The 22,959-nt window shown below is 66.0% G+C and carries 26 protein-coding genes, 1 tRNA gene and 1 pseudogene; 16 read left to right on the forward strand and 12 right to left on the reverse strand.

All coding sequences use genetic code 11. From position 1 onward, the window contains the following. The first annotated feature begins 6 nt into the window (after positions 1-6). Both FHR73_RS16085 and FHR73_RS16090 read left to right on the forward strand, forming a co-directional pair. On the forward strand, positions 7-1,977 hold the full coding sequence (locus tag FHR73_RS16085) for a methyl-accepting chemotaxis protein (RefSeq protein ID WP_183632578.1): 1,971 nt from the start codon (positions 7-9) through the stop codon (positions 1,975-1,977). 129 nt (positions 1,978-2,106) lie between these two features. After that, complete coding sequence (locus FHR73_RS16090; RefSeq protein WP_044342256.1) at positions 2,107-2,298, forward strand: hypothetical protein; 192 nt, start codon at positions 2,107-2,109, stop codon at positions 2,296-2,298. Between the two features lie 14 nt (positions 2,299-2,312). Here FHR73_RS16090 and FHR73_RS22865 read toward each other — a convergent pair whose 3' ends face one another. The 3 genes and pseudogenes from FHR73_RS22865 to FHR73_RS16105 all read right to left on the reverse strand — a co-directional run bounded on the left by FHR73_RS22865 (position 2,313) and on the right by FHR73_RS16105 (position 3,001). Then, positions 2,313-2,393, reverse strand: coding sequence for a hypothetical protein (locus tag FHR73_RS22865; RefSeq protein WP_409258692.1), 81 nt, complete (start codon positions 2,391-2,393; stop codon positions 2,313-2,315). 98 nt (positions 2,394-2,491) lie between these two features. Continuing rightward, positions 2,492-2,638 (reverse strand): annotated as a pseudogene (locus FHR73_RS16100) (hypothetical protein); the annotation flags it as partial. Positions 2,639-2,701: 63 nt separating this feature from the next. Next, on the reverse strand, positions 2,702-3,001 hold the full coding sequence (locus tag FHR73_RS16105; protein WP_183632581.1) for an accessory factor UbiK family protein: 300 nt from the start codon (positions 2,999-3,001) through the stop codon (positions 2,702-2,704). 393 nt (positions 3,002-3,394) lie between these two features. Here FHR73_RS16105 and glnK point away from each other — a divergent pair, with 393 nt between their 5' ends. The 4 genes from glnK to sutA all read left to right on the forward strand — a co-directional run bounded on the left by glnK (position 3,395) and on the right by sutA (position 6,118). Continuing rightward, on the forward strand, positions 3,395-3,733 hold the full coding sequence (gene glnK / locus FHR73_RS16110; RefSeq protein ID WP_003096476.1) for a P-II family nitrogen regulator: 339 nt from the start codon (positions 3,395-3,397) through the stop codon (positions 3,731-3,733). Positions 3,734-3,781: 48 nt separating this feature from the next. Continuing rightward, positions 3,782-5,122, forward strand: a complete 1,341-nt coding sequence (locus tag FHR73_RS16115; RefSeq protein ID WP_183632583.1) for an ammonium transporter — start codon at positions 3,782-3,784, stop codon at positions 5,120-5,122. A 172-nt stretch (positions 5,123-5,294) separates the two neighbouring features. After that, a complete protein-coding gene (locus FHR73_RS16120; RefSeq protein ID WP_007159806.1) occupies positions 5,295-5,714 on the forward strand; it encodes a secondary thiamine-phosphate synthase enzyme YjbQ in 420 nt (139 codons plus the stop codon). A 71-nt stretch (positions 5,715-5,785) separates the two neighbouring features. After that, entirely contained in the window at positions 5,786-6,118 is a 333-nt protein-coding gene (gene sutA, locus FHR73_RS16125) for a transcriptional regulator SutA (protein WP_183632585.1), read from the forward strand. Positions 6,119-6,381: 263 nt separating this feature from the next. Here sutA and FHR73_RS16130 read toward each other — a convergent pair whose 3' ends face one another. Together FHR73_RS16130 and FHR73_RS16135 are read right to left on the reverse strand one after the other, a co-directional pair. Continuing rightward, on the reverse strand, positions 6,382-6,717 hold the full coding sequence (locus FHR73_RS16130) for a hypothetical protein (RefSeq protein ID WP_183632588.1): 336 nt from the start codon (positions 6,715-6,717) through the stop codon (positions 6,382-6,384). Between the two features lie 210 nt (positions 6,718-6,927). Continuing rightward, entirely contained in the window at positions 6,928-7,140 is a 213-nt protein-coding gene (locus tag FHR73_RS16135; protein WP_183632590.1) for a hypothetical protein, read from the reverse strand. A gap of 306 nt (positions 7,141-7,446) precedes the next feature. Here FHR73_RS16135 and FHR73_RS16140 point away from each other — a divergent pair, with 306 nt between their 5' ends. Continuing rightward, positions 7,447-7,785 (forward strand): cupin domain-containing protein, encoded by a 339-nt coding sequence (locus tag FHR73_RS16140; RefSeq protein WP_183632592.1) that lies wholly within the window; start codon positions 7,447-7,449, stop codon positions 7,783-7,785. Positions 7,786-7,979: 194 nt separating this feature from the next. On the opposite strand, the gene FHR73_RS16145 is transcribed toward FHR73_RS16140, so the two are convergent. The 4 genes from FHR73_RS16145 to FHR73_RS16160 form a co-directional block, all read right to left on the reverse strand. Then, positions 7,980-8,055, reverse strand: a tRNA-Phe gene (locus FHR73_RS16145). Positions 8,056-8,141: 86 nt separating this feature from the next. Continuing rightward, on the reverse strand, positions 8,142-8,414 hold the full coding sequence (locus FHR73_RS16150; protein WP_017639567.1) for an oxidative damage protection protein: 273 nt from the start codon (positions 8,412-8,414) through the stop codon (positions 8,142-8,144). Then, complete coding sequence (gene mutY, locus FHR73_RS16155; protein ID WP_183632594.1) at positions 8,411-9,475, reverse strand: A/G-specific adenine glycosylase; 1,065 nt, start codon at positions 9,473-9,475, stop codon at positions 8,411-8,413. The genes FHR73_RS16150 and mutY overlap by 4 nt, the downstream gene beginning before the upstream one ends. Then, entirely contained in the window at positions 9,472-11,691 is a 2,220-nt protein-coding gene (locus FHR73_RS16160) for an AsmA family protein (RefSeq protein ID WP_183632596.1), read from the reverse strand. The genes mutY and FHR73_RS16160 overlap by 4 nt, the downstream gene beginning before the upstream one ends. 295 nt (positions 11,692-11,986) lie before the next feature. Between FHR73_RS16160 and FHR73_RS16165 the strand changes: the two genes are divergently transcribed. From FHR73_RS16165 to FHR73_RS16205, 9 genes are all read left to right on the forward strand, one after another. Continuing rightward, positions 11,987-13,651, forward strand: a complete 1,665-nt coding sequence (locus FHR73_RS16165) for an OFA family MFS transporter (RefSeq protein ID WP_133861991.1) — start codon at positions 11,987-11,989, stop codon at positions 13,649-13,651. A gap of 144 nt (positions 13,652-13,795) precedes the next feature. After that, entirely contained in the window at positions 13,796-14,389 is a 594-nt protein-coding gene (hisB, locus tag FHR73_RS16170; RefSeq protein ID WP_007159790.1) for an imidazoleglycerol-phosphate dehydratase HisB, read from the forward strand. Continuing rightward, positions 14,389-15,027, forward strand: coding sequence for an imidazole glycerol phosphate synthase subunit HisH (gene hisH / locus FHR73_RS16175; RefSeq protein WP_183632598.1), 639 nt, complete (start codon positions 14,389-14,391; stop codon positions 15,025-15,027). Before hisB ends, hisH begins: the two co-directional genes overlap by 1 nt. Next, a complete protein-coding gene (locus FHR73_RS16180; RefSeq protein ID WP_007159788.1) occupies positions 15,027-15,284 on the forward strand; it encodes a DUF2164 domain-containing protein in 258 nt (85 codons plus the stop codon). The genes hisH and FHR73_RS16180 overlap by 1 nt, the downstream gene beginning before the upstream one ends. A gap of 31 nt (positions 15,285-15,315) precedes the next feature. Continuing rightward, positions 15,316-16,053, forward strand: a complete 738-nt coding sequence (hisA, locus tag FHR73_RS16185) for a 1-(5-phosphoribosyl)-5-[(5-phosphoribosylamino)methylideneamino]imidazole-4-carboxamide isomerase (RefSeq protein WP_183632601.1) — start codon at positions 15,316-15,318, stop codon at positions 16,051-16,053. 10 nt (positions 16,054-16,063) lie between these two features. After that, entirely contained in the window at positions 16,064-16,846 is a 783-nt protein-coding gene (gene hisF / locus FHR73_RS16190) for an imidazole glycerol phosphate synthase subunit HisF (RefSeq protein WP_183632603.1), read from the forward strand. A gap of 29 nt (positions 16,847-16,875) precedes the next feature. Further along, entirely contained in the window at positions 16,876-17,634 is a 759-nt protein-coding gene (locus tag FHR73_RS16195) for an ABC transporter substrate-binding protein (RefSeq protein WP_183632605.1), read from the forward strand. A 49-nt stretch (positions 17,635-17,683) separates the two neighbouring features. Beyond that, positions 17,684-18,445: an ABC transporter substrate-binding protein gene (locus FHR73_RS16200; RefSeq protein ID WP_183632607.1), complete on the forward strand. Its 762-nt coding sequence runs from the start codon at positions 17,684-17,686 to the stop codon at positions 18,443-18,445. Positions 18,446-18,660: 215 nt separating this feature from the next. Then, positions 18,661-19,422 (forward strand): ABC transporter substrate-binding protein, encoded by a 762-nt coding sequence (locus FHR73_RS16205; RefSeq protein ID WP_183632609.1) that lies wholly within the window; start codon positions 18,661-18,663, stop codon positions 19,420-19,422. 24 nt (positions 19,423-19,446) lie between these two features. Here FHR73_RS16205 and FHR73_RS16210 read toward each other — a convergent pair whose 3' ends face one another. Genes FHR73_RS16210 through FHR73_RS16220 form a run of 3 tightly spaced genes read right to left on the reverse strand, consistent with a single transcriptional unit; the run spans position 19,447 to position 22,861 of the window. After that, positions 19,447-20,208, reverse strand: a complete 762-nt coding sequence (locus tag FHR73_RS16210) for a divergent polysaccharide deacetylase family protein (protein WP_183632611.1) — start codon at positions 20,206-20,208, stop codon at positions 19,447-19,449. After that, on the reverse strand, positions 20,205-21,548 hold the full coding sequence (locus FHR73_RS16215) for a S41 family peptidase (protein ID WP_183632613.1): 1,344 nt from the start codon (positions 21,546-21,548) through the stop codon (positions 20,205-20,207). Before FHR73_RS16215 ends, FHR73_RS16210 begins: the two co-directional genes overlap by 4 nt. A 29-nt stretch (positions 21,549-21,577) precedes the next feature. Next, positions 21,578-22,861, reverse strand: a complete 1,284-nt coding sequence (locus FHR73_RS16220) for a murein hydrolase activator EnvC (RefSeq protein WP_183632615.1) — start codon at positions 22,859-22,861, stop codon at positions 21,578-21,580. Positions 22,862-22,959: the final 98 nt, after the last annotated feature.

Raw genomic sequence — 22,959 nt, forward strand, 5'->3', positions numbered from 1 at the left:
CCCCCTATGGTCATTTCCCCGCGTCGTAGTATCGCCCGACAACTTGCCTTGGCCCTCAGTCTGGTACTGATTGTGGTGATCGCCGGCAGCTGTTTGTTCGCCCTGCATGCCTTGAGCGTGTCCATCGAAGGCACCCAGCGCAAGCACCTGGGCAGCGAGGCCCGGCTGCTCTCCGATCAACAGCAGACCTTTCTCAGCACCCTGAAGATCAGCACCCAGCGGCTGGCCAACCTGTTCGAGCGCCGCTTCGATGCCGGCTTGAGCCTGGCCGGCGAGCGACTGCCCCTGGGCAGCGCTACGGCCCCCGCCCTGCTGTTCGCCGGTCAGGCCCTGAACAGCGACTTCAGCCAGGTCGACGACTTCACCCGGCTGACCGGTGGTGTCGCCACCATCTTCGTGCGTGATGGCGACGACTTCACCCGTATCACCACCTCGTTGAAGAAGCAGGACGGCAGCCGCGCCATCGGTACCCAGCTCGATCGCAAGCACCCGGCCTATGCCGGTCTGCTGCAGGGGCAGAACTACGTCGGGCGCGCCCAGCTGTTCGGGCGCTCCTACATGACCCAGTACACCCCGGTCCGCGACAGCGCCGGCAAGGTCATCGCCGTGCTCTTCGTCGGCTTCGACTACACCGACGCCCAGGCCCAGCAACTGGCCCAGCTGACCCAGCTGCGCATCGGCGAGACCGGCTCCCTGGCCCTGCTCGACGAGCAGGGCAACTGGCTGGTGCCGCCGGCCAATGCCAAGCAGACCAACGAGCTCCTCGCCGCCCTCAAAAACGATCCCAAGCAGCACGAACACAGCTGGCAGGACGGCAACGAGGACTTCCTCAGCGTCAGCGCGCCGGTCGCCGGCGAAGGCTGGACCGTGGTCGCCACCCTGCCCAAGGCCGAACTGGACGCGCCGGTGCACGCCGTGGGCCTGCGCCTGGCCATCGGCAGCCTGATCGCCTTGGTGCTGGCGGTACTCGCCTCGGTCGTCCTGCTGCGCCACAAGCTGAAGCCACTGGGCCAGCTGGTGGAGCGGGCCCAGGCCTTGGGTCGCGGTCAGCTTAGCGTGCGGGTCGAGGCGCGCAGCCACGACGAAATCGGCGAACTCGCTCAGAGCTTCAACCAGATGGCCGATGCCCTGGCCTCCACCGTCGAGCAGGTCCGTGGCTCCTCCCGCGAGGTCACCGATCGGTCCCAGCAACTGAGCCAGCTTTCCGACCAGACCCTGAGACGCTCCGCCGAGCAGTCCAGCCAGATCGACAGCATGGCCAGCGCCGTGGAGGAATTCAGCGCCACCGCCCAGAACATCGCCGACGGCATGCAGCGCACCGAACGTCTGGTGCAAGAAAACGCCCAGCAGACCCGCACCGGGACCCAGGCCATGCAGGGCGCCTCGGGCGCCTTGGAGCAGATCGCCGACTCCCTGGCCAGCACCGCCGAACTCATCAAGGGCCTGGACAGCCGCTCCCAGCAGATTGGCGGCATCATCGGCGTCATCAGCGGGATCGCCGAGCAGACCAACCTACTGGCGCTCAACGCCGCCATCGAAGCGGCGCGGGCCGGTGAGCAGGGCCGCGGCTTCGCCGTGGTCGCCGACGAGGTCCGGCAGCTGGCCGGTCGCACCAGCGAAGCCACCCGCGAGATCTCGCAGATGATCGGCGCGGTGCAGGGCGAGACCCAGCGCGCCATGGGCGCCATCGACGAAGGCAATCGCCTGATGGAACAGGGGCTGGCGCGCAACGCCGACGTGGCCCAGGCGCTGCGCAGCATCGACCAGCAGGTCGCCGAGGCGGTGGAGCAATTCTCCGGCATCGCCCAGGCCACCGCCGAGCAGAGCACCACCGCCACCGCCCTGAGCCGCAACATCCAGGCGATCGCCGTGGATAACGCCGCCCAACGCGATGCCGCCGAGGTGCTGGCCGGTACCGCTGGCGAGCTGCGTCATTTGGCGGAAGACCTGAGCGCCGAGGTGGGTCGGTTCAACTGACCGGACCTTTTCCGGCAGCAGTGAAAGGGAGGCTCAGGCCTCCCTTTTTCATTCCCGCGCCGCTTGGGCCTTGCCTGGCTGCAATACTCTGACTACTGTATGCAAATACAGTATAAGAGGAGGGGTGTCATGGGCGTATCCAACGAGGCGGTGCAAGCCGTCGAGCGCATGCTGACCACGCTGCGGGCAGAGCGGGACGACTATCGCGAGCTGGCCCATCAGTGGCGGGCCATGTGCTTCGAGCTGGCCCAGGAAAACCAGGCGCTGCGCGATCGCCTGCAGGAGCCGCCGCGACGCTACGGCCCGCCTGCCGGCGCCTAGTGACTCGCCCGATACTACAGCGCTTCCGCCAGCTGCGGCCGCTGGATCTCGGCCTGGCCGGCGAGATCGGCCAGGGTGTGGGCCACCTTGACCACCCGGTGCAGGGCACCCAGGGACAGATTTAGGCGTTCGCCGGCGTCCTCTAATCAGCGCTGATCGGCCTCGCTAAGGGCACAGACCTGGTGCAGTTGATCACGCGATCCTTGGCTTCGCGGACGGCGGTTTCCGGCAGGCCGCCCAAGGTGAGGGCGGGCAGGCCATTGGCCAGATGCGTCTCAACGATCACTGGCGGCGCTTCCACGCCTACCTGGGCCCAGGTATGAACGAGGGCAAGCGACATGATCTGTCCTTGATCGTAATTCGCCAGACTCAGGGCTGCACCATCCTGGCGCGCCCTTGGGGGTCAGTCGGCGGGTGCGACGTCCGTGGCCGGGGTGACCGGCGGCTTGACCTCGGAGGTCTGCGGCTTTTCCAGTTCGGTCAGGCGTGCCTCGAGGGCTTCCAGGCGCGCACGAGTGCGCGCCAGCACGGCCATCTGGGCATCGAATTCGTCGCGGCTGACCACGTCGAGCTTGCTCAGAGCGCCTTGCAGCAGGGCCTTGAACTGGCTCTCGATCTCGGCCTTGGGCAGCGGCGAGTCCTGACCGAACAGCCGGCTGGCCTGCTGAGTCAGGGAATCGAACAGCGAACGGGTCGTGGACATGGTTTGGCCCCTGCAATGGATCGAGGCCCGAGTGTAGCACAGCGGGGGTGCCGCCCCTGGTGGCGTCTCTGCACCGCTTTGGTGCCAGTCCCGGGCCAGAGCTGTTCGCTGTTGGTGCAAAGTCCTGCCCGCGGGGCCGAGCCTTGCCCCTTCAGGAGGCGCGCCAGGCGCGCTGGCGCCCGAAATCCGTACGCCTTCACAAACCTGGCAAGCTTTCTGCTACTGCCGATGCAGAGACGGGCGTCAGAGGGCGCCTGGGGTAGAGGCGCGCTCTGGCCGCTTCTGCCGTAACCACGGCGATTACCACGCCAACGGTTAAACAGACGGTCACTGCGCTAGACTTGGGCCGGGGTTTGTTTTCCTGGGGCCAGTCAACTCAATCGGGAGAAGTTCATGAAACTAGTCACCGCCATCATCAAGCCGTTCAAGCTCGACGACGTGCGTGAGTCGCTGTCCGAGATCGGTGTGCAAGGCATCACCGTTACCGAGGTCAAGGGCTTCGGCCGTCAGAAGGGCCATACCGAGCTCTATCGCGGCGCCGAATACGTCGTCGACTTCCTGCCTAAGGTCAAGATCGACGTCGCCATCGCCGACGATCAGCTCGACCGCGTCATCGAGGCCATCACCAAGGCTGCCAACACCGGCAAGATCGGTGACGGCAAGATCTTCGTGGTGAATCTCGAGCAGGCCATCCGTATCCGCACCGGCGAAACCGACACAGACGCCATCTGACGCGCTAACCGACCGCCCAACCCCACACGAGCCCCAGGAGAAACAACGATGACTCTGCGCACCTACGCAGGGCTAGGAGCCCTCATGTCTTTCGTAGCGCTGCCGGGCCTGGCCATGGCCCAGGAAGCGGCTGCGGCACCAGCCATCAACAGTGGCGATACGGCCTGGATGCTGGTCTCGACGGCCCTGGTGCTGTTCATGACCATCCCGGGTCTCGCGCTGTTCTATGGCGGCATGGTGCGTGCCAAGAACGTCCTCTCGGTGATGATGCAGTGCTTCGCCATCACCGGTCTCGTCAGCATCCTGTGGATGGTCTATGGCTACAGCCTGGCCTTCGACACCACCGGCATGGAGAAGGGCGTCACCAACTTCAATTCCTTCATCGGCGGTCTGGGCAAGGCCTTCCTGTCCAGTCTGCAGCATGATGCCGTGACCTCGGCCACCGCCCTGTTCCCGGAAAGCGTCTTCGTCACCTTCCAGATGACCTTCGCCATCATCACCCCGGCGCTGATCGTCGGTGCCTTCGCCGAGCGTATGAAGTTCTCCGCCATGCTGGTCTTCACCGGCCTGTGGTTCACCTTCGTCTACGCCCCCATCGCCCACATGGTCTGGAGCGGTGACGGCGGCCTGATGTGGGACTGGGGCGTGCTGGATTTCGCCGGCGGCACCGTGGTGCACATCAACGCCGGTGTGGCCGGTCTGGTCGCGGCCCTGGTCCTGGGCAAGCGCAAGGGCTATCCCACCACCCCCATGGCGCCGCACAACCTGGGCTATACCCTGGTCGGTGCCGCCATGCTGTGGGTCGGCTGGTTCGGCTTCAACGCCGGTTCCGCCGCCGCTGCCAACGGCACCGCCGGCATGGCCATGCTGACCACCCAAATCGCCACCGCCGCTGCCGCCCTGGGCTGGATGTTCGCCGAGTGGATCACCCACGGTAAGCCGAGCGCTCTGGGCATCGCTTCCGGCGTGGTCGCCGGTCTGGTCGCCATCACCCCGGCCGCCGGTACCGCCGGCCCCATGGGCGCCCTGATCATCGGCCTGGCCGCTGGCGTGATCTGCTTCTTCACCGCCACCAGCCTCAAGCGCAAGCTCGGCTACGACGACTCCCTGGACGCCTTTGGCGTGCACGGCATCGGCGGCATCGTCGGCGCCCTGCTGACCGGTGTCTTCGCCGCACCGTCCCTGGGTGGCTTCGGCACCGTCACCGACATCGGCGCCCAGCTGTTCATCCAGTTCAAGGGCGTGGCCTTCACCATCGTCTACACCGGCATCGTCACCTTCGTGATCCTCAAGGTGCTGGACCTGGTCATGGGTCTGAGAGTCAACGAGGAAGAGGAAACCGTGGGTCTGGACCTCACCTTGCACAACGAGCGTGGCTACAACCTGTAAGCCGCCGCTCTGGAAAAAGGCGCCGCAAGGCGCCTTTTTCATGTCCGCCATACGGCTGGAACAACCGCCATCCTGCTGTGTCTAGACTGCACGCCAGTGGTGTGCAATCACCGCTTTGCTTTTCCGATCGTCGCGCTAGAATGCGCGCCCAGTCAGTCGGCGGGGGTTGTTCATGTGGCTGCAGCGGAGCTTTTCCCTGCGCGCGCGGGCGCGTGGTTTCCATCTCGTCACCGCTGAGGTGCTGGAGCAACTGCCCGAGCTTGGCGAATGCCGAATCGGCCTGCTGCACCTCTGGCTGCAGCACACCTCGGCCTCGCTGACCATCAATGAGAATGCCGACGGGGCGGTGCGGCGCGACTTCGAGCGGTTCTTCAACCAGCTGGTGCCCCAGGGGCAGGCCGGTTACGAACACGACTACGAAGGGCCGGACGACCTGCCCGCGCATTTCAAGAGCAGTCTGCTCGGCTGCAGCCTGAGTCTGCCGGTCCAGGCAGGGCGCCTGGCCTTGGGAACCTGGCAGGGCATCTATCTGGGCGAGCATCGCGACCAGGGTGGCGCGCGGCGGCTGATCGCGACGCTGCAGGGCGAATAGCCAGGAATTTTTTTTTAGCGGCCGCGTCAAAACGCGCGGTCCGATTTTGCCAAAGTCTGTGGAGGCGGTTTATGAGCGACGAAGATCTGGAGCAGGACGACCTGGAGACAGGCGCGGAAGAAGAGGGCGATAACGAAGACTTCGCTGCCGCAACCGACGACGCCGAGCAAGAGGAAAGCGGGGAAAGCGAAGCGCCCGCGTCCGGGAGCAAGGCCAAGAAGAAGCGTGAAGCCGAGCCCGAGGAACTGCCTTCGGTGGAAGCCAAGCAGCGCGAGCGGGATGCGTTGGAAAAGGCCATGCAGGACTTCCTGGCCCGTGGTGGCAGGGTCCAGGAGATCGACGCCAATGTCGTCGCCGATCCACCCAAGAAGCCCGACAGCAAATATGGCAGTCGTCCTATCTAGGAGCGTGCCATACCGCCTTCGAAACCCCGCCTCGGCGGGGTTTCGTCTGTCTGGCGATTACAACAAGGCCATCACCATGATGAAGCCGGTGAAGGCCGCAGCCATGGTCGCAAGGCAGGCCATGCAGATTACATCATCTCTCTCATACATGTTGGCAGCGCCCTAAAGCCTAATGGGTGATGGCATTCTGCTCCTCTTGCAAATATCTCCCTGTGTGGCTCATCGCAAAAGGCCATCATCTCGCCACCGTGATGCCAAGCAGTTCACCAATGGCGGGGCGGACCGTAATAGGGACGGGGTTCATAGGCCGGCTGGTAGGGGTAGTAGCCCCGCGGTGCCGGTCGCCAGTGGGGGGCGCCATAACCCGGCTGTGGGTAGGGCTGGTAATAGCTGTAGGGATAGCGATCCCTGCGGTAATAGGGGTGGTGCCGGTGATACCGTCGAAATTCGCCTGCCGGCAGGAATTCGCCGCCTTCGGCGACCACCGCGGGGCGGCCCGCCCACGGTTGCCCCTGATCGGGACCCTCGTAGGCGGCAGCCAGGCCGCTGGCGGTCAGGGTGGCAGTCAACAGCAGAATCAACGACGCTCGCGATGCCATGGTGCTCTCCTCGCGGCGCTCGATGGGCCGCGTCACCATGAAACACCTTTGGCGGTCAGCGGACGTCAGGCCAGGTAAAGGTCTGGTAAGGCCGCCCGCCGGCTCAGGCCCAGTCCAGGCCCTGCATGCCCACGGCGACGATGAGCGCCATGGCCAGGAGACCGATGCCGCACATCAGGATGGTCAACTCCAGTTGATCCAGGCGCCGCTTCATCCCTGCCACCAGTGCCATAGGGTAAAGCCGATCAGCGCCATGACCAGGCTGAGAAACAACCGGTTCAGCCAGAGGCTGACGCCACTCAGGAGTCTGAGCCAGAAGGGGGCGGTGGGCTCGACGGCGAGCGTGCCGGGCTGAGCGGTGGCTTCCTGGGAGAGCGCGCCGGGCAGGGTGGAAGCGACAAGGGGAATCGAGGGAGTGGGCATGCAGTGAGCGCCTCCGTGCGCCTTATGCGGGGTCTGGCTGCGCCTGATGGCCAGCCAAGGTCGAGCGGCGCCCTGGACGGGTTGCCACCGCTGCGATCGATCATCGCCGAAATCCTGTACAGCCGGGAAACGACCTTTTGAAAAGGTCGGGCGGATCGCACTCTTGACGGCAAATGGCAGAGCACCTGAGGCCAGGGTGGCGCCTCCGGGCGACGTGGGGCCCTTCGAGACTTGAGCGCCTGATCGGACAGGCGCAGTCTGGATCACCTTGACGCGCCCTAGCGCGAGGCTCAGCGGGAAAACGTCATGCTTAATCTGTTTCGCGACCTGCCCGATGCCGCCGCGGCAGAGGTGTTCACGGCCCTGCTGGAGCGTCCCGGCTGTCGTATCGAACGGATCGTCTCCCAGGGCCAGACGACGCCGGCGAAGGCGCCCTGGCGGCAGGGCCATGAGGAATGGGTGCTGCTGCTGAAGGGCGCCGCGCGGATCGCCCTGGAGGGGCGGGAAGTGGTGCTCGAACCGGGCGATACGCTGTTCATCCCGGCTGATACCGAGCACTGGGTGACCTACACCGATCCCGCGGTCGCCACGGTGTGGCTGGCGATCCATCTTGGCGTGGTGGACGGAGCCCCGGCACCCGCGTGAGCAAGACGGCACCCGAATGCTCTGGGTCAGGTGCTGGCAGCGCGGGTCGCTTAAGGGGCATCCTGGGCGGCAGGGAAGGGACGCGGTGACGCGGTGGGACTCTGGAGGCCGCGGGCAATTATCGCGGGCACAAAAAAACCGGCGCTAGGCCGGTTTCTCTGATTCCAGATCCCGCAGGATTCGGAAGCTTGTCTTGGTGCCCAGGGACGGAATCGAACCGCCGACACGGGGATTTTCAATCCCCTGCTCTACCAACTGAGCTACCTGGGCAACGGGGCGCATTAAAAGCGTTTCTCGACCTTGTGTCAACAGCGAGCCCAAAAAAATTTAGATTTTTCGGGCGCTTAGCCGTCGACTCAGGCGCTGGGGGGCACGTAGCCCTCGGCCTGGGCGTAGTCTTCACCGGACAGGAACTTGTCCATCTCGGCCTGCAGGAACTTGCGATCCTCGGCGTTCATCATGTTCAGCCGACGCTCGTTGATGAGCATGGTCTGGTGCTTCTGCCACTCTTCCCAGGCCTGCTTGGAGACGTGCTGGTAGATGTCTTCGCCCTTGGCGCCGGGATAGGGCGGGCGATCGAGGGCGGGCAGCTCCTGCTTGTGCTTGCGGCACATCACGGTGCGGGTCATGCGGGTTCTCCTTTGAGCGCCTGCTCGGCGCGCTTGAGCAGTTTCTGCACCGGGGCGGCGAGGCCCAGGCGCGGCGGGGAGGCGAGGTTATACCAAAGCCAGTCGCCCTCGGCCACGCGGTGCTGGCGGTGGTCCACCTGTACCAGCCAGGGTTCGATGGCCAGCTGGAAGTGGCTGAAGGTATGCACCAGGCCGGGCAGTGCCTGGCGTTCGTCGATGACCAGGCCCTGGCGTTCGGCGAGGGCTTCGAGCTCGGCCGCATCGGCCACCTCCGGCGGTCCCCAGAGACCTCCCCAGAGACCGGTCGAGGGACGGCGCTGCAGGAGCACGGCATTGGCGTCGTTGACGAACAGCGGCATCAGCGTCTGCCGCTGTGGCAGGGTCTTGCGCGGCTTGGGCGTGGGAAAAGCGGTTTCCTGGCCCAGCAGATGGGCGCGGCAGCCCGGCTTGACCGGACACAGCAGGCAGCTGGGCTTGCTGCGGGTGCAGAGGGTGGCGCCCAGGTCCATCATCGCCTGGGTGTAGGGGCCGACCCGCTCGCGGGGCATCAGCCGGTCGGCCACTTCCCACAGGCGGCGGGCCACGGCCGGTTCGCCGGGATAGCCGGCGGTGGCGGTGTAGCGGGCCAGGACGCGTTTGACGTTGCCGTCGAGGATCGGGGCGCGAATGTCCATGCTCAGACTGGCGATGGCGCCGGCGGTGGAGCGACCGATGCCGGGCAATTCGGCCAGGGCCTCGACGCTACGGGGGAATTCGCCGCAATGACGCTCGACCACGGTCTTGGCGGCCTTGTGCAGGTTGCGCGCGCGGCTGTAGTAGCCGAGGCCGGTCCAGAGATGCAGGACCTCGTCTTCCGCAGCCGCGGCCAGCGCCTCGACGGTGGGCAGCGCCTGCATGAAGCGATCGAAATAGCCCAGTACGGTGGCCACCTGGGTCTGCTGGAGCATGATCTCCGAGACCCAGACGCGATAGGGCGTCACGCCCTGTTGCCAGGGCAGGTCCTTGCGACCGTGCAGGTCGTACCAGGCCAGCACGGCGGTACCAAAGTCGTCATCAGTCATCGACGTTGCAGCAGCCCTCGGATGGCGTTCTGGATGTCGGGACTGATCTTATCACCGAGCTTCTCTTCGATTTTTTCGTTCAGACGATTGCCGGCGGCGCGGGCGACGATCTGGCCCATGGCCTCGCGATCCAGGCGGCAGGCCTTGGCACCCAGTTCCAGGGGGCCGCGGCACTGCAGCGGCCACTCGATATCCGCATAGCGCTCGCCGACCTGGCAGCCGGGATCGGCGGCGGCATTGGTGTCGCCCTGCACGGTGATGCCCAGCCGGTAGTCGAGGCCGAGGGTGCGCAGGTCGATGTCGCCCGCACCCTTCACCGCAAGGCCCGGGACGCTGACACTGAGGTCCTGGTTGCGGGCCACGCCGTTGACGATGCTGAGGCTGCCGCTCAACTGGCGGAAGGGCGTGTTCTGGCCGCCATGGGGTAGCTCCAGCGGTTTGCGATTGAGCAGGGCGATGCCCTGGCACAGCTGGCTTTCGACGTTGGCGTCGATCAGCTGACCGTTGCGCAGGGCGAAGCGCGCGGTGCCGCCCAGGTTGTCGATCAGGGTGCGCTGGCTGGCGCCCGAACTGCGCAGATCAGCGTCCAGATCGAGCTGGCCTTCCACCGGCGGCTTCTGGCCCTGAGCCTGGAGAATGCGTTCCACCGGCACGCCCTTGATGCGCTCGCGGGCGGTCAGTTGCGGCTGGGCGCCCCGCACGTCGAGGGCGCCGTTGGCTTCGAAGCGACCACCGAACAACTCGCCTTCCAGAGCGCTGAGCTGCAGCTGGCCATCGGCGGCCCTGGCCTTGAGGCTGGCGCCTTCGAAGGGCAGGCGATTGAGGGTCAGGTGCTGCAGGCCGAGGTCGACCTCGGCGTCCAGGCTGCGCAGGCGCTCCACCGGCAGCAGGGTTTCCTGACTCCAGGCGTGCTGGGTCGGCGCCTCGGGCAGCGGCGAGTTGCCCTGGGTGGCGATGGCATCGACCTGGGCGACCTCTTCCTGGCGCGCGCCGTTGGCCTGGCGCGCCGCGGCGGCCTTGGCCGGCAGGTAGCGATCCAGATCCAGGCGATCGCCGCTGAGCTGGACGCGCAAGGCGCGGCGGGCGATGTCGGCCACGGCGACCCGACCCTTGAGGCTGCTGTCGTCCAGCTGGAAATTGAAGTCGTCCAGCGCCAGGGCGTTGCGGCTGGCCTGCACTTGGGCATTCATCTCGAAGCGCTGCAGGGTCTTGGCATCGGCCATGGCCGGCAATTCGACGCCGATACTGTCGAGGAAGGCGCGCAGGTCCAGGCGGGCGATGGAGACACGTCCGGCCAGCTGCGGATCGCTCTCCAGGCCGCTCAGCTTGAGATCGCCCAGGGCCTTGAGGTCGTTGGCGGTGAGCTTGAGGCTGGTCCACTCGGCGGTCTGGGCGCGGCGGTCGAAGGCCAGCTGGCCGCTGGCGGAATAGTTGACCAGCTTGCCGTTGAAGGGCTCGCCACTGGCGTCGCCGGTCAGCTGGAGATTGTCCAGGGCGTACTGCTGGCTGGCCGGATCGAAGCGGAATTCGCCATTGAGCAGCACGGTGGCGTTGACCGGCGGCTGGGTGGTGCTGGCGGTGCCGGCCAGCTTGATGGGAATGGGCGTGCCGGCGTAGATGGCCCCGGTCTCCAGGTCGATACCCTCGAAGGCATAGCGGGCGCCGTTGCGGGCATCGCTGTATTCGACCCGGGAATTGCGCACGGTCAGGCTCTCGACATTGAGCTTGAGCGGCTGGCGTCCCGCGGTCGCCTCGCCCGGGGTACCCGTGGAGGTATCAGCCGGCGCGCCACCCGTGTCCGCCTTGGGCGCCGGGCGGCCGATCTCGGCCCAGTTGGTGCGGCCCTGGTCATCGCGGCTGGCGGTGAGGTCCAGGCCGTCGATCTTGATGTCGCTCATCTCCAGGTCGCGGCGCAGCAGCAGCGGCAGCAGGCGGACCGAGAGGATCAGCCGCTGCACCTGCGCCAGCTGGCGATCGGGCGTGGCGGCACTGGCCAGGGTGGCGTCGTGCAGTTCGACGCCCAGCCAAGGAAACAGACTCCAGCCGATATCGCCCTTGAGCTGCAGGTCGACATTGGCCTTGTCGCGCGCCAGCTGGCGGATCTCGTCCTTGTAGTCGTTAGGATCGACCAGGTGGGTGAGGGCGAAGCCTACGGCGACCAGCAGGAGCAGCAGGCCGACGAGGACGATACCCAGCACTTTGGCGAAAGCTTTCATGACGAGGAAATTCCTGTTCCGGCGGGCGAAGGCGCGACTGGCCAGTATAGGGGCTCGGCCGCGCCCGATGACATCGGGGTGTCGGCGCTGTGACAGCCGTGGTACTCGCCCGTTTCGTCGGATGGCTGATGCCGCCCGTACCCTGATAAATGAGCAGGGCTGGCAGTTGGCTAGGGTGCGCTTTAATGTCGCGCACCTCTGGTCGGTTGGCGCCGTTTCTTTGACTCGTTTACGGGGAAGCGTGCAGGGAATGTCCACCGGCCTGGACGCTATACACTAGAAAAGGGCTGAACCCATGAGCACTACTCTCACTGCTGGCGGTGTCGCTTCGGCACGTCCGGCTTTCCTTTCCAAGGAGCGCATCGTCGCCCGGCCCGGTTTCAACCGCTGGCTGGTCCCGCCGGCCGCTTTGGCCATCCACCTGTGCATCGGCATGGCCTACGGCTTCTCGGTCTTCTGGCTGCCGCTGTCCAAGGCGATCGGTATCACCGCCGCCGTGGCCTGCCCGGTCGAGATGGGCTTCTTCGAGCAGATCTTCAGTGCCACCTGTGACTGGAAGATCTCCCAGCTCGGCTGGATCTACACCCTGTTCTTCATCTTCCTCGGCTGCTCGGCCGCCCTGTTCGGTGGCTGGCTGGAACACGCCGGTCCGCGCAAGGCCGGGGTCGTCTCGGCGCTGTGCTGGTGCGGTGGTCTGCTGATCTCCGCCCTGGGCATCTATACCCACCAGATCTGGATGCTGTGGCTGGGTTCGGGCGTGATCGGCGGTATCGGTCTGGGCCTGGGCTACATCTCGCCGGTGTCGACCCTGATCAAGTGGTTCCCGGACAAGCGCGGCATGGCTACCGGCATGGCCATCATGGGCTTTGGTGGCGGCGCCATGGTGGGTGCACCCCTGGCCGATGCCCTGATGCGTCACTTCGCCTCGGCCACCGAAATCGGTGTCTGGCAGACCTTCCTGGTCATGGCGGTGATCTACTTCGTGTTCATGCTGAGCGGCGCCCTGGGCTACCGCGTACCGCCGACCGGCTGGAAGCCCGCGGGCTGGACGCCGTCCACCAAGAAAGCCGGCAGCAACATGATCACCAATCGCCACGTCCACGTGAGCAAGATCTGGGGCATCCCGCAATTCTGGCTGGTCTGGGCCGTGCTCTGCCTGAACGTGACCGCCGGCATCGGCATCATCGGCATGGCTTCGCCGCTGCTGCAGGAAGTCTTCGGTGGTCGTCTGCTGGGCAATGGCCTGGCCTACGGTGAACTCAGTGCCGATCAGCTCAAGCAGATCGCCGCCATCGCCGCCGGCTTCACCGGTCTGCTGAGCCTGTTCAACATCGGCGGTCGCTTCTTCTGGGCATCCTTCTCCGATTACATCGGCCGCAAGATGACCTACTTCGTCTTCTTCACCCTGGGCTTCGTGCTCTATGCCATCGTGCCCTGGACCGGTCACCTGGGCAGCGTGGCGCTGTTCGTCTTCGCCTTCTGCCTGATCCTGTCCATGTACGGCGGTGGTTTCGCCACCGTGCCGGCCTACCTCGCCGACCTGTTCGGTACCCAGATGGTCGGCGCCATTCACGGTCGCCTGCTCACCGCCTGGGCTGCCGCCGGCGTCTTCGGTCCGGTGCTGGTCAACTACCTGCGCGAGTACCAGCTGAGCATGGGCATCCCCCGCGCCCAGGTGTACGACATCACCCTGTACATCCTGGCCGGCCTGCTGGTGCTGGGCTTCATCTGCAACCTGCTGGTGCGTCCGGTCGCCGACAAGCACTTCATGACCGAGGCCGAACTCGCCGTCGAGCGGGCCAATGGCCACGACAGCAACGCCGGCAGTGCCCAGGTGTTGGAGTGGAGCGCCGATCCCAAGACCAAGCCGCTGGCCATCGCCGCCTGGCTGGCCGTGGGCATCCCGCTGGCCTGGGGCATCTGGATCACCCTGCAAAAGACCGCCGCCCTGTTCAGCTGAGTCATAGCCGCACCGGACGGTAACGGGGCGTCCCCACGCGGGCGCCCCTCGCGGTGGGACGCCTCGTCCCGCCGCGCTTTCGATCCAGCCCCCGCGCCCCTATAATATCGGCCCTTTCGCCCACCGATTTTCGCGGAGCAGGCTATGGCCGAACGCAAGGCAACCGTCGAGCGCAACACCCTGGAAACCCAGGTCAAGGTATCCCTGGATCTGGACGGCACGGGCGCAGCGCGCTTCGACACCGGGGTCCCCTTCCTCGAGCACATGCTCGACCAGATCGCCCGCCACGGGCTGATCGACCTCGATATCCACTGCCGCGGCGACCTGCACATCGACGACCACCATACGGTGGAAGACATCGGCATCACCCTCGGTCAGGCCTTCGCCAAGGCCGTCGGCGACAAGAAGGGCATCCAGCGCTATGGCCATGCCTATGTGCCCCTAGACGAAGCCCTGTCGCGGGTGGTCATCGACTTTTCCGGCCGGCCCGGGCTGCACTGGAACGTGCCCTTCACCCGCGCCACCGTGGGGCGCATGGACGTCGACCTGTTCCTCGAATTCTTCCAGGGCTTCACCAATCACGCCCAGGTGACCCTGCACGTCGACAACCTGCGCGGCGTCAACAGCCACCACCAGATCGAGACGGTGTTCAAGGCCTTTGGCCGCGCCCTGCGCATGGCCCTTGCCGAAGACCCGCGCATGGCCGGTGTCATGCCCTCCACCAAGGGGTGCCTGTGATGCAGACGGTAGCCGTCATCGACTATGGCATGGGCAACCTGCACTCCGTGGCCAAGGCCCTGGAGCACGCCGGTAGCCACCAGGTACTGGTGACCGGCGATCCCGCGGTGATCCGCGAGGCGGACCGCATCGTGCTGCCCGGCGTCGGCGCCATCCGCGACTGCATGGCCGAGATCCGCCGTCAGGGCATCGATGAGCTGGTCCGCGAAGTCAGCCAGGATCGTCCCTTCCTCGGCGTCTGCGTCGGCATGCAGGCGCTGATGCAGCGCAGCGAAGAGAACGGCGGGGTAGACTGCATCGGCCTGTTCCCCGGCGCCGTGCGGCGTTTCCCGGGTGGCATGCAGGAAGAGGGCGAGACCCTCAAGGTGCCGCACATGGGCTGGAACGAGGTCAGCCATGTGCTCGACCATCCGCTCTGGCACAGCATCCCCGATCGCGCCCGCTTCTATTTCGTGCATAGCTTCTATGTCGAGGCCGGCAATCCGCGCCAGGTGGTCGGGCGCGGCCATTACGGCCTGGACTTCGCCGCGGCGCTGGCCGACGGCTCGCGCTTCGCCACCCAGTTCCACCCCGAGAAGAGCGCCGACTGCGGTCTGCAACTCTATGCCAACTTCCTCGCCTGGGACGGCCGCTGGTAATGGCACGCAAGCCGCCCGCGCCGCTGGTGACGCTCGAACCTGAGCAGAGCCAGCGCCTGGTCACGGCCTTGCAGACCCTGCTGGACGATCGCTTCGAGGTCCGCCTGGGGCGGTTCGAAGTCGAGGAACTGCTGGATTTCTTCGCCCGCGAGTGCGGGCCGCTGTACTACAACAAGGCGGTTGCCGACGTGCAGACCCTGCTCAGGGAGCGTGTCGACAGCCTGGAAAGCGACATCTGGGCGCTGGAAAAGCCCTAGATCGCCCTCACCCCCGAGCCAAGGTATTGCCATGCTGATCATCCCCGCCATCGACCTCAAGGACGGTGCCTGTGTCCGCCTGCGCCAGGGGCGCATGGAAGAGTCCACCGTGTTCTCCGACGATCCCGTGGCCATGGCCGCCCAGTGGGTCGACGGCGGCTGCCGCCGGCTGCACCTGGTGGATCTCAACGGCGCCTTCGAAGGCCAGCCGGTCAATGGCGAGGTGGTCACCGCCATCGCCAGGCGCTACCCCGGCCTGCCGATCCAGATCGGCGGCGGCATCCGCTCGCTGGAGACCATCGAGCACTATGTGCGCGCCGGCGTCAGCTACGTGATCATCGGCACCAAGGCGGTCAAGCAGCCGGAATTCGTCGCTGAAGCCTGCCGCGCCTTCCCCGGCAAGGTCATCGTCGGCCTGGACGCCAAGGACGGCTTCGTCGCCACCGACGGCTGGGCCGAGGTCAGCGAGCTGCAGGTCACCGACCTGGCCCGTCGCTTCGAAGCCGACGGCGTCAGCGCCATCGTCTACACCGACATCGCCCGCGACGGCATGATGCAGGGCTGCAACGTGCCGGCCACCCGCGCCCTGGCCGAAGCCACCAGCATCCCGGTGATCGCCTCCGGCGGTATCCACAACCTGGGTGACATCCAGAATCTGCTCGACGCCCGCAGCCCGGGCATCATCGGCGCCATCACCGGCCGGGCGATCTACGAGGGTACCCTCGACGTCGCCGAGGCCCAGGCGCTGTGCGACAACTTCAAGGTCTGAGGACTCAGTCATGGCGCTGGCGAAACGCATCATCCCCTGCCTGGACGTGGACAATGGCCGCGTGGTCAAGGGCGTCAAGTTCGAGAACATCCGCGATGCCGGTGATCCGGTGGAGATCGCCCGCCGCTACAACGAGCAGGGCGCCGACGAGATCACCTTTCTCGACATCACCGCCAGCCACCAGGGCCGCGATACCACCCTGCACACCGTGGAGCGCATGGCCAGCCAGGTGTTCATCCCGCTGACCGTGGGCGGTGGGGTGCGCACCGTGCAGGACATCCGCAACCTGCTCAACGCCGGTGCCGACAAGGTCTCGATCAACACCGCGGCGGTCTTCACCCCGGAGTTCGTCGGTGAAGCCGCGGCGCGCTTCGGGGCTCAGTGCATCGTGGTGGCCATCGACGCCAAGCGCGTCAGCGGCCCCGGCGAAACCCCGCGCTGGGAGATCTTCACCCATGGCGGGCGCAAGCCTACCGGCCTCGACGCCGTGGCCTGGGCGCAGAAGATGGAAGGCCTGGGCGCCGGCGAGATCCTGCTCACCAGCATGGACCAGGACGGCATGAAGAACGGCTTCGACCTGGGCGTGACCCGCGCCGTCAGCGAGGCGGTGGGCATTCCGGTGATCGCCTCCGGCGGCGTTGGCAATCTGCAGCACCTGGCCGACGGCATCCTCGAAGGCAAGGCCTCCGCGGTGCTGGCCGCGAGCATCTTCCATTTCGGCGAATGCACCATTCCCGAGGCTAAACGGTACCTGGCCGAAAAAGGGATTGTGATACGCTCCACAAAATCTTAAGCACCGGCGGTGCCGGCAGGGAGAGGGGTGTGCGCAAGGGAGTCTGGGCCTGCTTGGCCGGTTTGCTGCTGGTATCCACCGCGGCCAGGGCGGAGCTCCCGGCGAGTTATCAGCTGACGCTGCTGACGGAAAACTTCCCGCCCTACAACTTCTCCGTGGATGGCAAGAACTTCGCCCGCGAAGGCGAGCTTAAGGGCATCGCGGTCGACATGGTCCGTGAGATGTGCCAGCGCGCCGGCATCTCCTACAACCTCACCCTGAGATTTCCCTGGGAGCGGATCTACGGCATGGCCCTGGATCAGCCCGACCACGGCGTCTTCGTTACCGCCCGGCTGCCGGAGCGCGAGGGCCTGTTCAAGTGGGTCGGTCCCATCGGCCCGGATGACTGGGTGCTGCTCGGGCGCGCCGACAGCCACCTGCAACTGCGCAGCCTGGAAGACGTCCGCAAGCAGCAGCTCAAGATCGGCGCCTACAAGGGCGACGCCATCGCCGAGAGTCTCGTCCAGCAGGGGTTCCAACCGGATCTCGCCCTGCGCGATCAGGAAAACGTGCAGCGCCTGGTCAAGGGGCAGATCGACGTCTGGGCCACCGGCGATCCCGCCGGGCGCTACCTGGCCCGCCAGGAAGACGTGAGCGGACTCAAGATGCTGCTGCGCTTCAACAGCGGCGAGCTGTTCCTGGCGCTGAACAAGCAGACCCCCGACGAGGTGGTACAGAAGCTGCAGAAGGCCCTCGACGAGATGCGCCAGAGCGGCGCGGTTCAGACCATCTTCAATCGTTATCTGTGATCCCGGCGGGCCGAGCAATCGGCGCGGACGGTCGCCTGAGGAGAGAGCTATGCGCAAGTCCTGGTTGGCCATCGCCGCCGTGCTGTTGAGTTGCCCCCTGGCCCTGGGAACGGCCTGGGCGGAATTGCCAGCGGGCTATCGCGTGGTGGTGCTGACCGAGAACTTCCCGCCCTTCAACATGGCGGTGGACGACAAGAACTTCGCGCGTGACGATGCCATCGACGGCATCAGCGCCGATCTGGTGCGCGAGATGTTCAAGCGCGCCGGGATCGACTACAACCTCTCGCTGCGCTTTCCCTGGGATCGCATCTACAACCTGACCCTGGAAAGCCCCAACTACGCGCTGTTCTCCGTGTCGCGCACCGAGTCCAGGCTGCCGCTGTTCAAGTGGGTCGGGCCGCTGGGCAAGACCCGCAAGGTGTTCATGGCGCTGGCCGGCAGCACCCTCAAGGTGCCGGACCTGGCCACGGCGGCCCGGCTGCGCGTCGGCGCCTACAAGAATTCCGCCGTGAGCCTGATGATTCAGGAAAAGGGCATCGTCCCCATCGACGCCCTGCGTGATCAGGAAAACATCGCCAAGTTGCAGAAGGGCGAGATCGACGTTTGGGCCACCACCGACGTGGTCGCCCGCTACCTGGCCAAGCAGCAGGGCGTCAGCAACCTGCAGACCCTGCTCAGCTTCCAGGAATCCGACCTCTACCTGGCCTTGAACAAGGACACCCCCGACGAGGTGGTGACCCGCCTGCAGCAGGCCTTGGATGCCATGCGCCGCGAAGGCCTGGTCGACAGCATTACCAATAACTATCTCTAGTGCACCGCCGCCTGGCTGTGGGCATTCGCACACGCCTCGTCTGGAGGCGGGCGTGGACGTGAGGGACTACGGATTTCGGATCGGCTAGGCGGCTAGACCGGGATCGACGCAGGGCTGACGATCGCGGTGAGCCGAGCCGCAGTGAGCGCTGAACGTTGTAAAGGGATACTCAACGAAACCTCGGAAATGCGGCCTTGCGTCGCCAGGGAGTTGCAATGCAAAAGCTATGGTTACGTCTTGCCGGTGTACTGCTGGGTTGCACGCTGGGCCTGACCCAGGCCCGTGCCGAGTTGCCGGATTACTATCAGGTCGTGCTCCTGACCGAAAATTATCCCCCCTTCAACATGTCGGTCGATGACAAGAACTTCGCCCGCGATGACGCCATCGATGGTATCGCCACCGATATCGTCCGCGAGATGTTCAAGCGGGCCGGCATCAAGTACAGCCTTTCGCTGCGCTTCCCCTGGGACCGCATCTATCGGCTGACCCAGGAGACGCCCAACTACGGCCTCTTCTCCGTCGCCTACACCGAGGCGCGCAAGGATCAGTTCAAATGGGTGGGCCCTTTCGGCCGTTCGAGCTGGACCCTGCAGGCGCTGCCTGGCAGCAAGCTGGACGTCAAGACGCTCAAGGACGCCGCCCGCTATCGCATCGGTACCTATCGCAACGATGTGATCAGCAAGACGCTGGCCGCCCAGGGCATTCCGGTCATCGACGCCCTGCGTGATCAGGAAAACGTCGACAAGCTGGTGAAGGGCCAGATCGATATCTGGGCTACCGCCGATCCAGTCGGCCGCTATCTCGCCAAGCAGCAGGGTGTGACCGGCTTGCAGACGCTGCTGCGCTTCAACGAGGTGGACCAGTATCTGGCGCTGAACAAGGACACGCCTGACGAAGTGGTGACACGCCTTCAGGCGGCCCTGGAGCAGATGCGCAAGGAAGGGGTGATCGACAGCATCACCAACAACTACCTCTGACCCCTGGAGGCCGTCTGCCGGTCGCTAGCGATAGCGCCCGTCACGGCCGTGCCCGGGCATGGCCTGATTGGCGCGCAGGGCGATCATCTGTGGCAGGTCGATGACCTCCACGCCCTGGGCCTTGAGTTGCGGCAACTGCTGGGCCAGCACCGCCAGGGTCGCCGGGTGCGGATGGCCGATCAGCACGGCGCTGCCCTGGCGCTGGGCCAGGCGTACGCCTTCGGCCAGCTGGGCCGCCACCGCCGCCGGGGTGGCGTCATTGTCGAGAAAGACATCGCGCGAGACGCTGGCCAGGCCGATCTTCTGGGCTTCCGCCGCGGCCACGGTGGCGGCGCTGGTGCGGCTGTCGAGAAACAGCAGGTGGCGCTCCTGCAGGACCTGCATCAACTCGGCCATGGCCGGTCGGTCCGCGGTCATGCGACTGCCTTCGTGATTGTTCACCCCATCCGCCTCGGGTACCCGTTCCAGTGCCCGGTCCAGGCGTTGCAGGCGCTCGGCCGAAGACATCTCCGGATGCCAGGCATAGGGACCGCCGGCCGGGTCCATGGGCAGATGCAGCAGCACGGTGCGCCCGGCGCGGTGGGCCGCGGTGGCCAGTTCGGCGGCGTAGCGGGTCTCGGGGATGATCGCCAGGACCACCGGCGCGGGCAGGGCCAGCACCTGACGGTCCCGGGCCGGATTCTGCCCGAGGTCGTCGATGATGATGGTCAGCTGCGCGGTGGCAGCCTGGGCGAGTACGCTGACCAGGGCGAGCGCCCCGGCCAGTAGCCAGCGTCCAGCCCTCACGGGGTATGGGTGACGTTAAGTCCCTTGAGCAGCGACAGCGCCTGGGAGAGCTGGAAGTCGTCATCCTGCGGCCGCGGACTCTGATTGGGCGCCTTGCTGCCGGTGGGTCGATCGGCGCCGCCATTGCCATTACCCAGGTGACCAGCCAGATCGGCTTCGCGGAAGTATTCGTCGCCACCGCTCTGCGGGGTGACCTTGGCCGGCGCCACGGCGATGTCCGGGGTGATGCCCTGGGCCTGGATGGAGCGCCCGCTCGGCGTGTAATAGAGCGCCGTGGTGAGCTTGAGTGCGCGGTCGTTGTTGAGCGGCAGCACCGTCTGCACCGAGCCCTTGCCGAAGCTGTCGGTGCCCATGAGGATGCCGCGCTTGGAATCCTGCAGGGCGCCGGCGACGATCTCCGCGGCCGAGGCGCTGCCGCCGTTGATCAGCACCACCAGGGGCACCTTCTCGCTGGGATCGGCGGCGTCGGCCGAGAAGCGCAGCTCGGAGTTGGGCAGGCGGCCCTTGGTGTAGACGATCAGGCCGTGGGTCATGAAGGCATCCGCCACCTCGACCGCCGACTGCAGGACGCCGCCCGGGTTGTTTCTCAGGTCGAGGATCAGGCCCTTGAGCTTGCCCTTGTTCTCCTGACGCAGCTTGGCAAGGGCCTTGACCGTCTCTTCGCCGGTATTGACTTGGAACTGCGAGATGCGCAGCAGGCCGTAGCCGGATTCGAGCAGCTGGCTCTTGACGCTGTTGACCTTGATCACCGCCCGCGCCAGCTTGACGTCGAACGGCTGGCCGCCACCGCGAACGATGGTCAGCACGATGGGGCTGCCCGGCTTGCCGCGCATCTTGTCGACGGCTTCGTTGATGGCCTGGCCCTTGGTCGGCTGGCCGTCGATCTTGACGATCAGATCGCCCGGTTGCAGGCGCGCCTTGGCCGCCGGGGTGTCGTCGATGGGCGAGACCACCTTGATGAAGCCGTTCTCCTGGCCGACTTCCAGGCCCAGACCGCCGAATTCACCGCTGGTGGTTTCCTGCAGTTCGGCGAAGTCCTTGGGTTCCAGGTAGGCGGAATGCGGATCCAGGTTGCTGAGCATGCCCTTGATGGCGTTTTCCAGCAGGACCTTGTCCGACACCGGCTCCACATAGGCGGCCTTGATACGGTCGAACACCTCGGCAAAGGTGCGCAGCTCGTCCAGCGGCAGCGGAGCACTGGCCGGGGCCGCGGGCGCGGCGCCCGGTGCGACCGGCGTCACCGCAGCCGGCGTGCTCTGCGACGATTGCGCCTGGACGACTCCGGCGCCGCTGAACAGCAGGGCGAGGACCAGGACGGTGGGACGAAAGCGATGCGGCATGTGCAGCTCCTAAACCGAGGTGTGTCGCACTATCCCTGAGCACGGCACCAGATGACCGGGTCCGTCGGGCGGCCCTGTTGGCGGATGGCGAAGTACAAGGCGGAGGCTTCCTGACCGCCGCTGGCGCCGACGGTCGCGATGGCATCCCCGGCCTTGACCACGTCACCCGCAGACTTGAGCAGGCTCTGATTATGTCCGTACAGGCTGAGATAGCCATTCCCATGATCGATGATAACCAGTTGGCCGGCGCCTCTTAGCCAGTCGGCGAAGACCACCCGGCCGTCGTGCACCGCCTTGACCCGGGTACCGGCCCCGGCCGCGATCAGGACACCGTCCCACTTCGCGCGGGGGTCGTCGCCGCGGGCACTGCCGAATCGGGCCACCAGACGGCCATCGACCGGCCAGGGCAGCTTGCCGCGGGCATTGGCGAAGGCGCCGCCATAGGCAGGTGCTGCACTAGACACCGTCAGTTCCGGGGCGTTCGAGGGGCGCGGGGCTTTCGGCTCGCTTTGCGCCTGGCGCCGTGCCGCTTCCCGTGCCTCGGCGGCGCGGGCTTCGGCCAGTTGTCGCTGGCGAGCTTCCTCGGCTTCGCGAGCCTGGCGCGCGAGGGTTTCCTCGATGGTCTTGAGCACCTTGTTCAGCGCGGCCTGATCCTGCTCGCGATTCTCGATCTCGCGACTCTTGTCGCGGTAGTCCGCGTTGATCTTGGCCAGCGCCGCCTGGCGCTCCTTGCGCACCTCGGCTAACTCCGCCTGACGCTTCTCCAGGTCTTCGCGGCGGGCGACCAGATCGCCCTGTTCCTGCTGGATGCCCTGTTCCACCTCGCGCAACTCGCGCAGGGTGTCGTTGAAGGTGGCGAGCTGATCCAGCCGGGTGCGATTCAGGTAGTTGTAGTAGGTGAGGGTGCGGCTGACCTTTTCCGGATGCTCCTGGTTGAGCAGCAGCTTGAGGTATTCCTGGCGGCCGCTCTGGTAGGCGGCCCGCACCTGCACGGCGATCAGCTGTTGTTGCTCAGCGCGAGACTGGTCGAGCTTCTTCTTGCGCCCGTCCAGCTCTTGCAGCTTTTTTTCGCCGTTCTCCAGCTGCTTCTGCAGCGAGTCGACCTGCTTTTCCAGCTCGCCCATCTGGGTCTCGGTGCCCTGCAGCTGCTTCTGCACGCCGGACTTTTCGGCCTGCACCTGCTTGAGGACCTTCTGCATCTCCTGGATTTCCCGGCGGGTCTGCTCGATCTGCCGCTGGGTATCGGCGCGATCGTCGGCCAGGGCGGGAGCGAGAACGCTGGCAAGCAGGAGAAGGGCGAGAACACGGCGCATGCGAGGTCGTACGTTTCTAGGGCGAAGCGCCTAGTATGCCCGTCACATCCGGCAAAAAAAACGGCAAGGCACGCCGTTCAGCGTTCACAGCCCGACCA

This window comes from Pseudomonas sp. AS2.8, from assembly GCF_014190935.1.
Taxonomy (GTDB): Bacteria; Pseudomonadota; Gammaproteobacteria; order Pseudomonadales; family Pseudomonadaceae; genus Chryseomonas.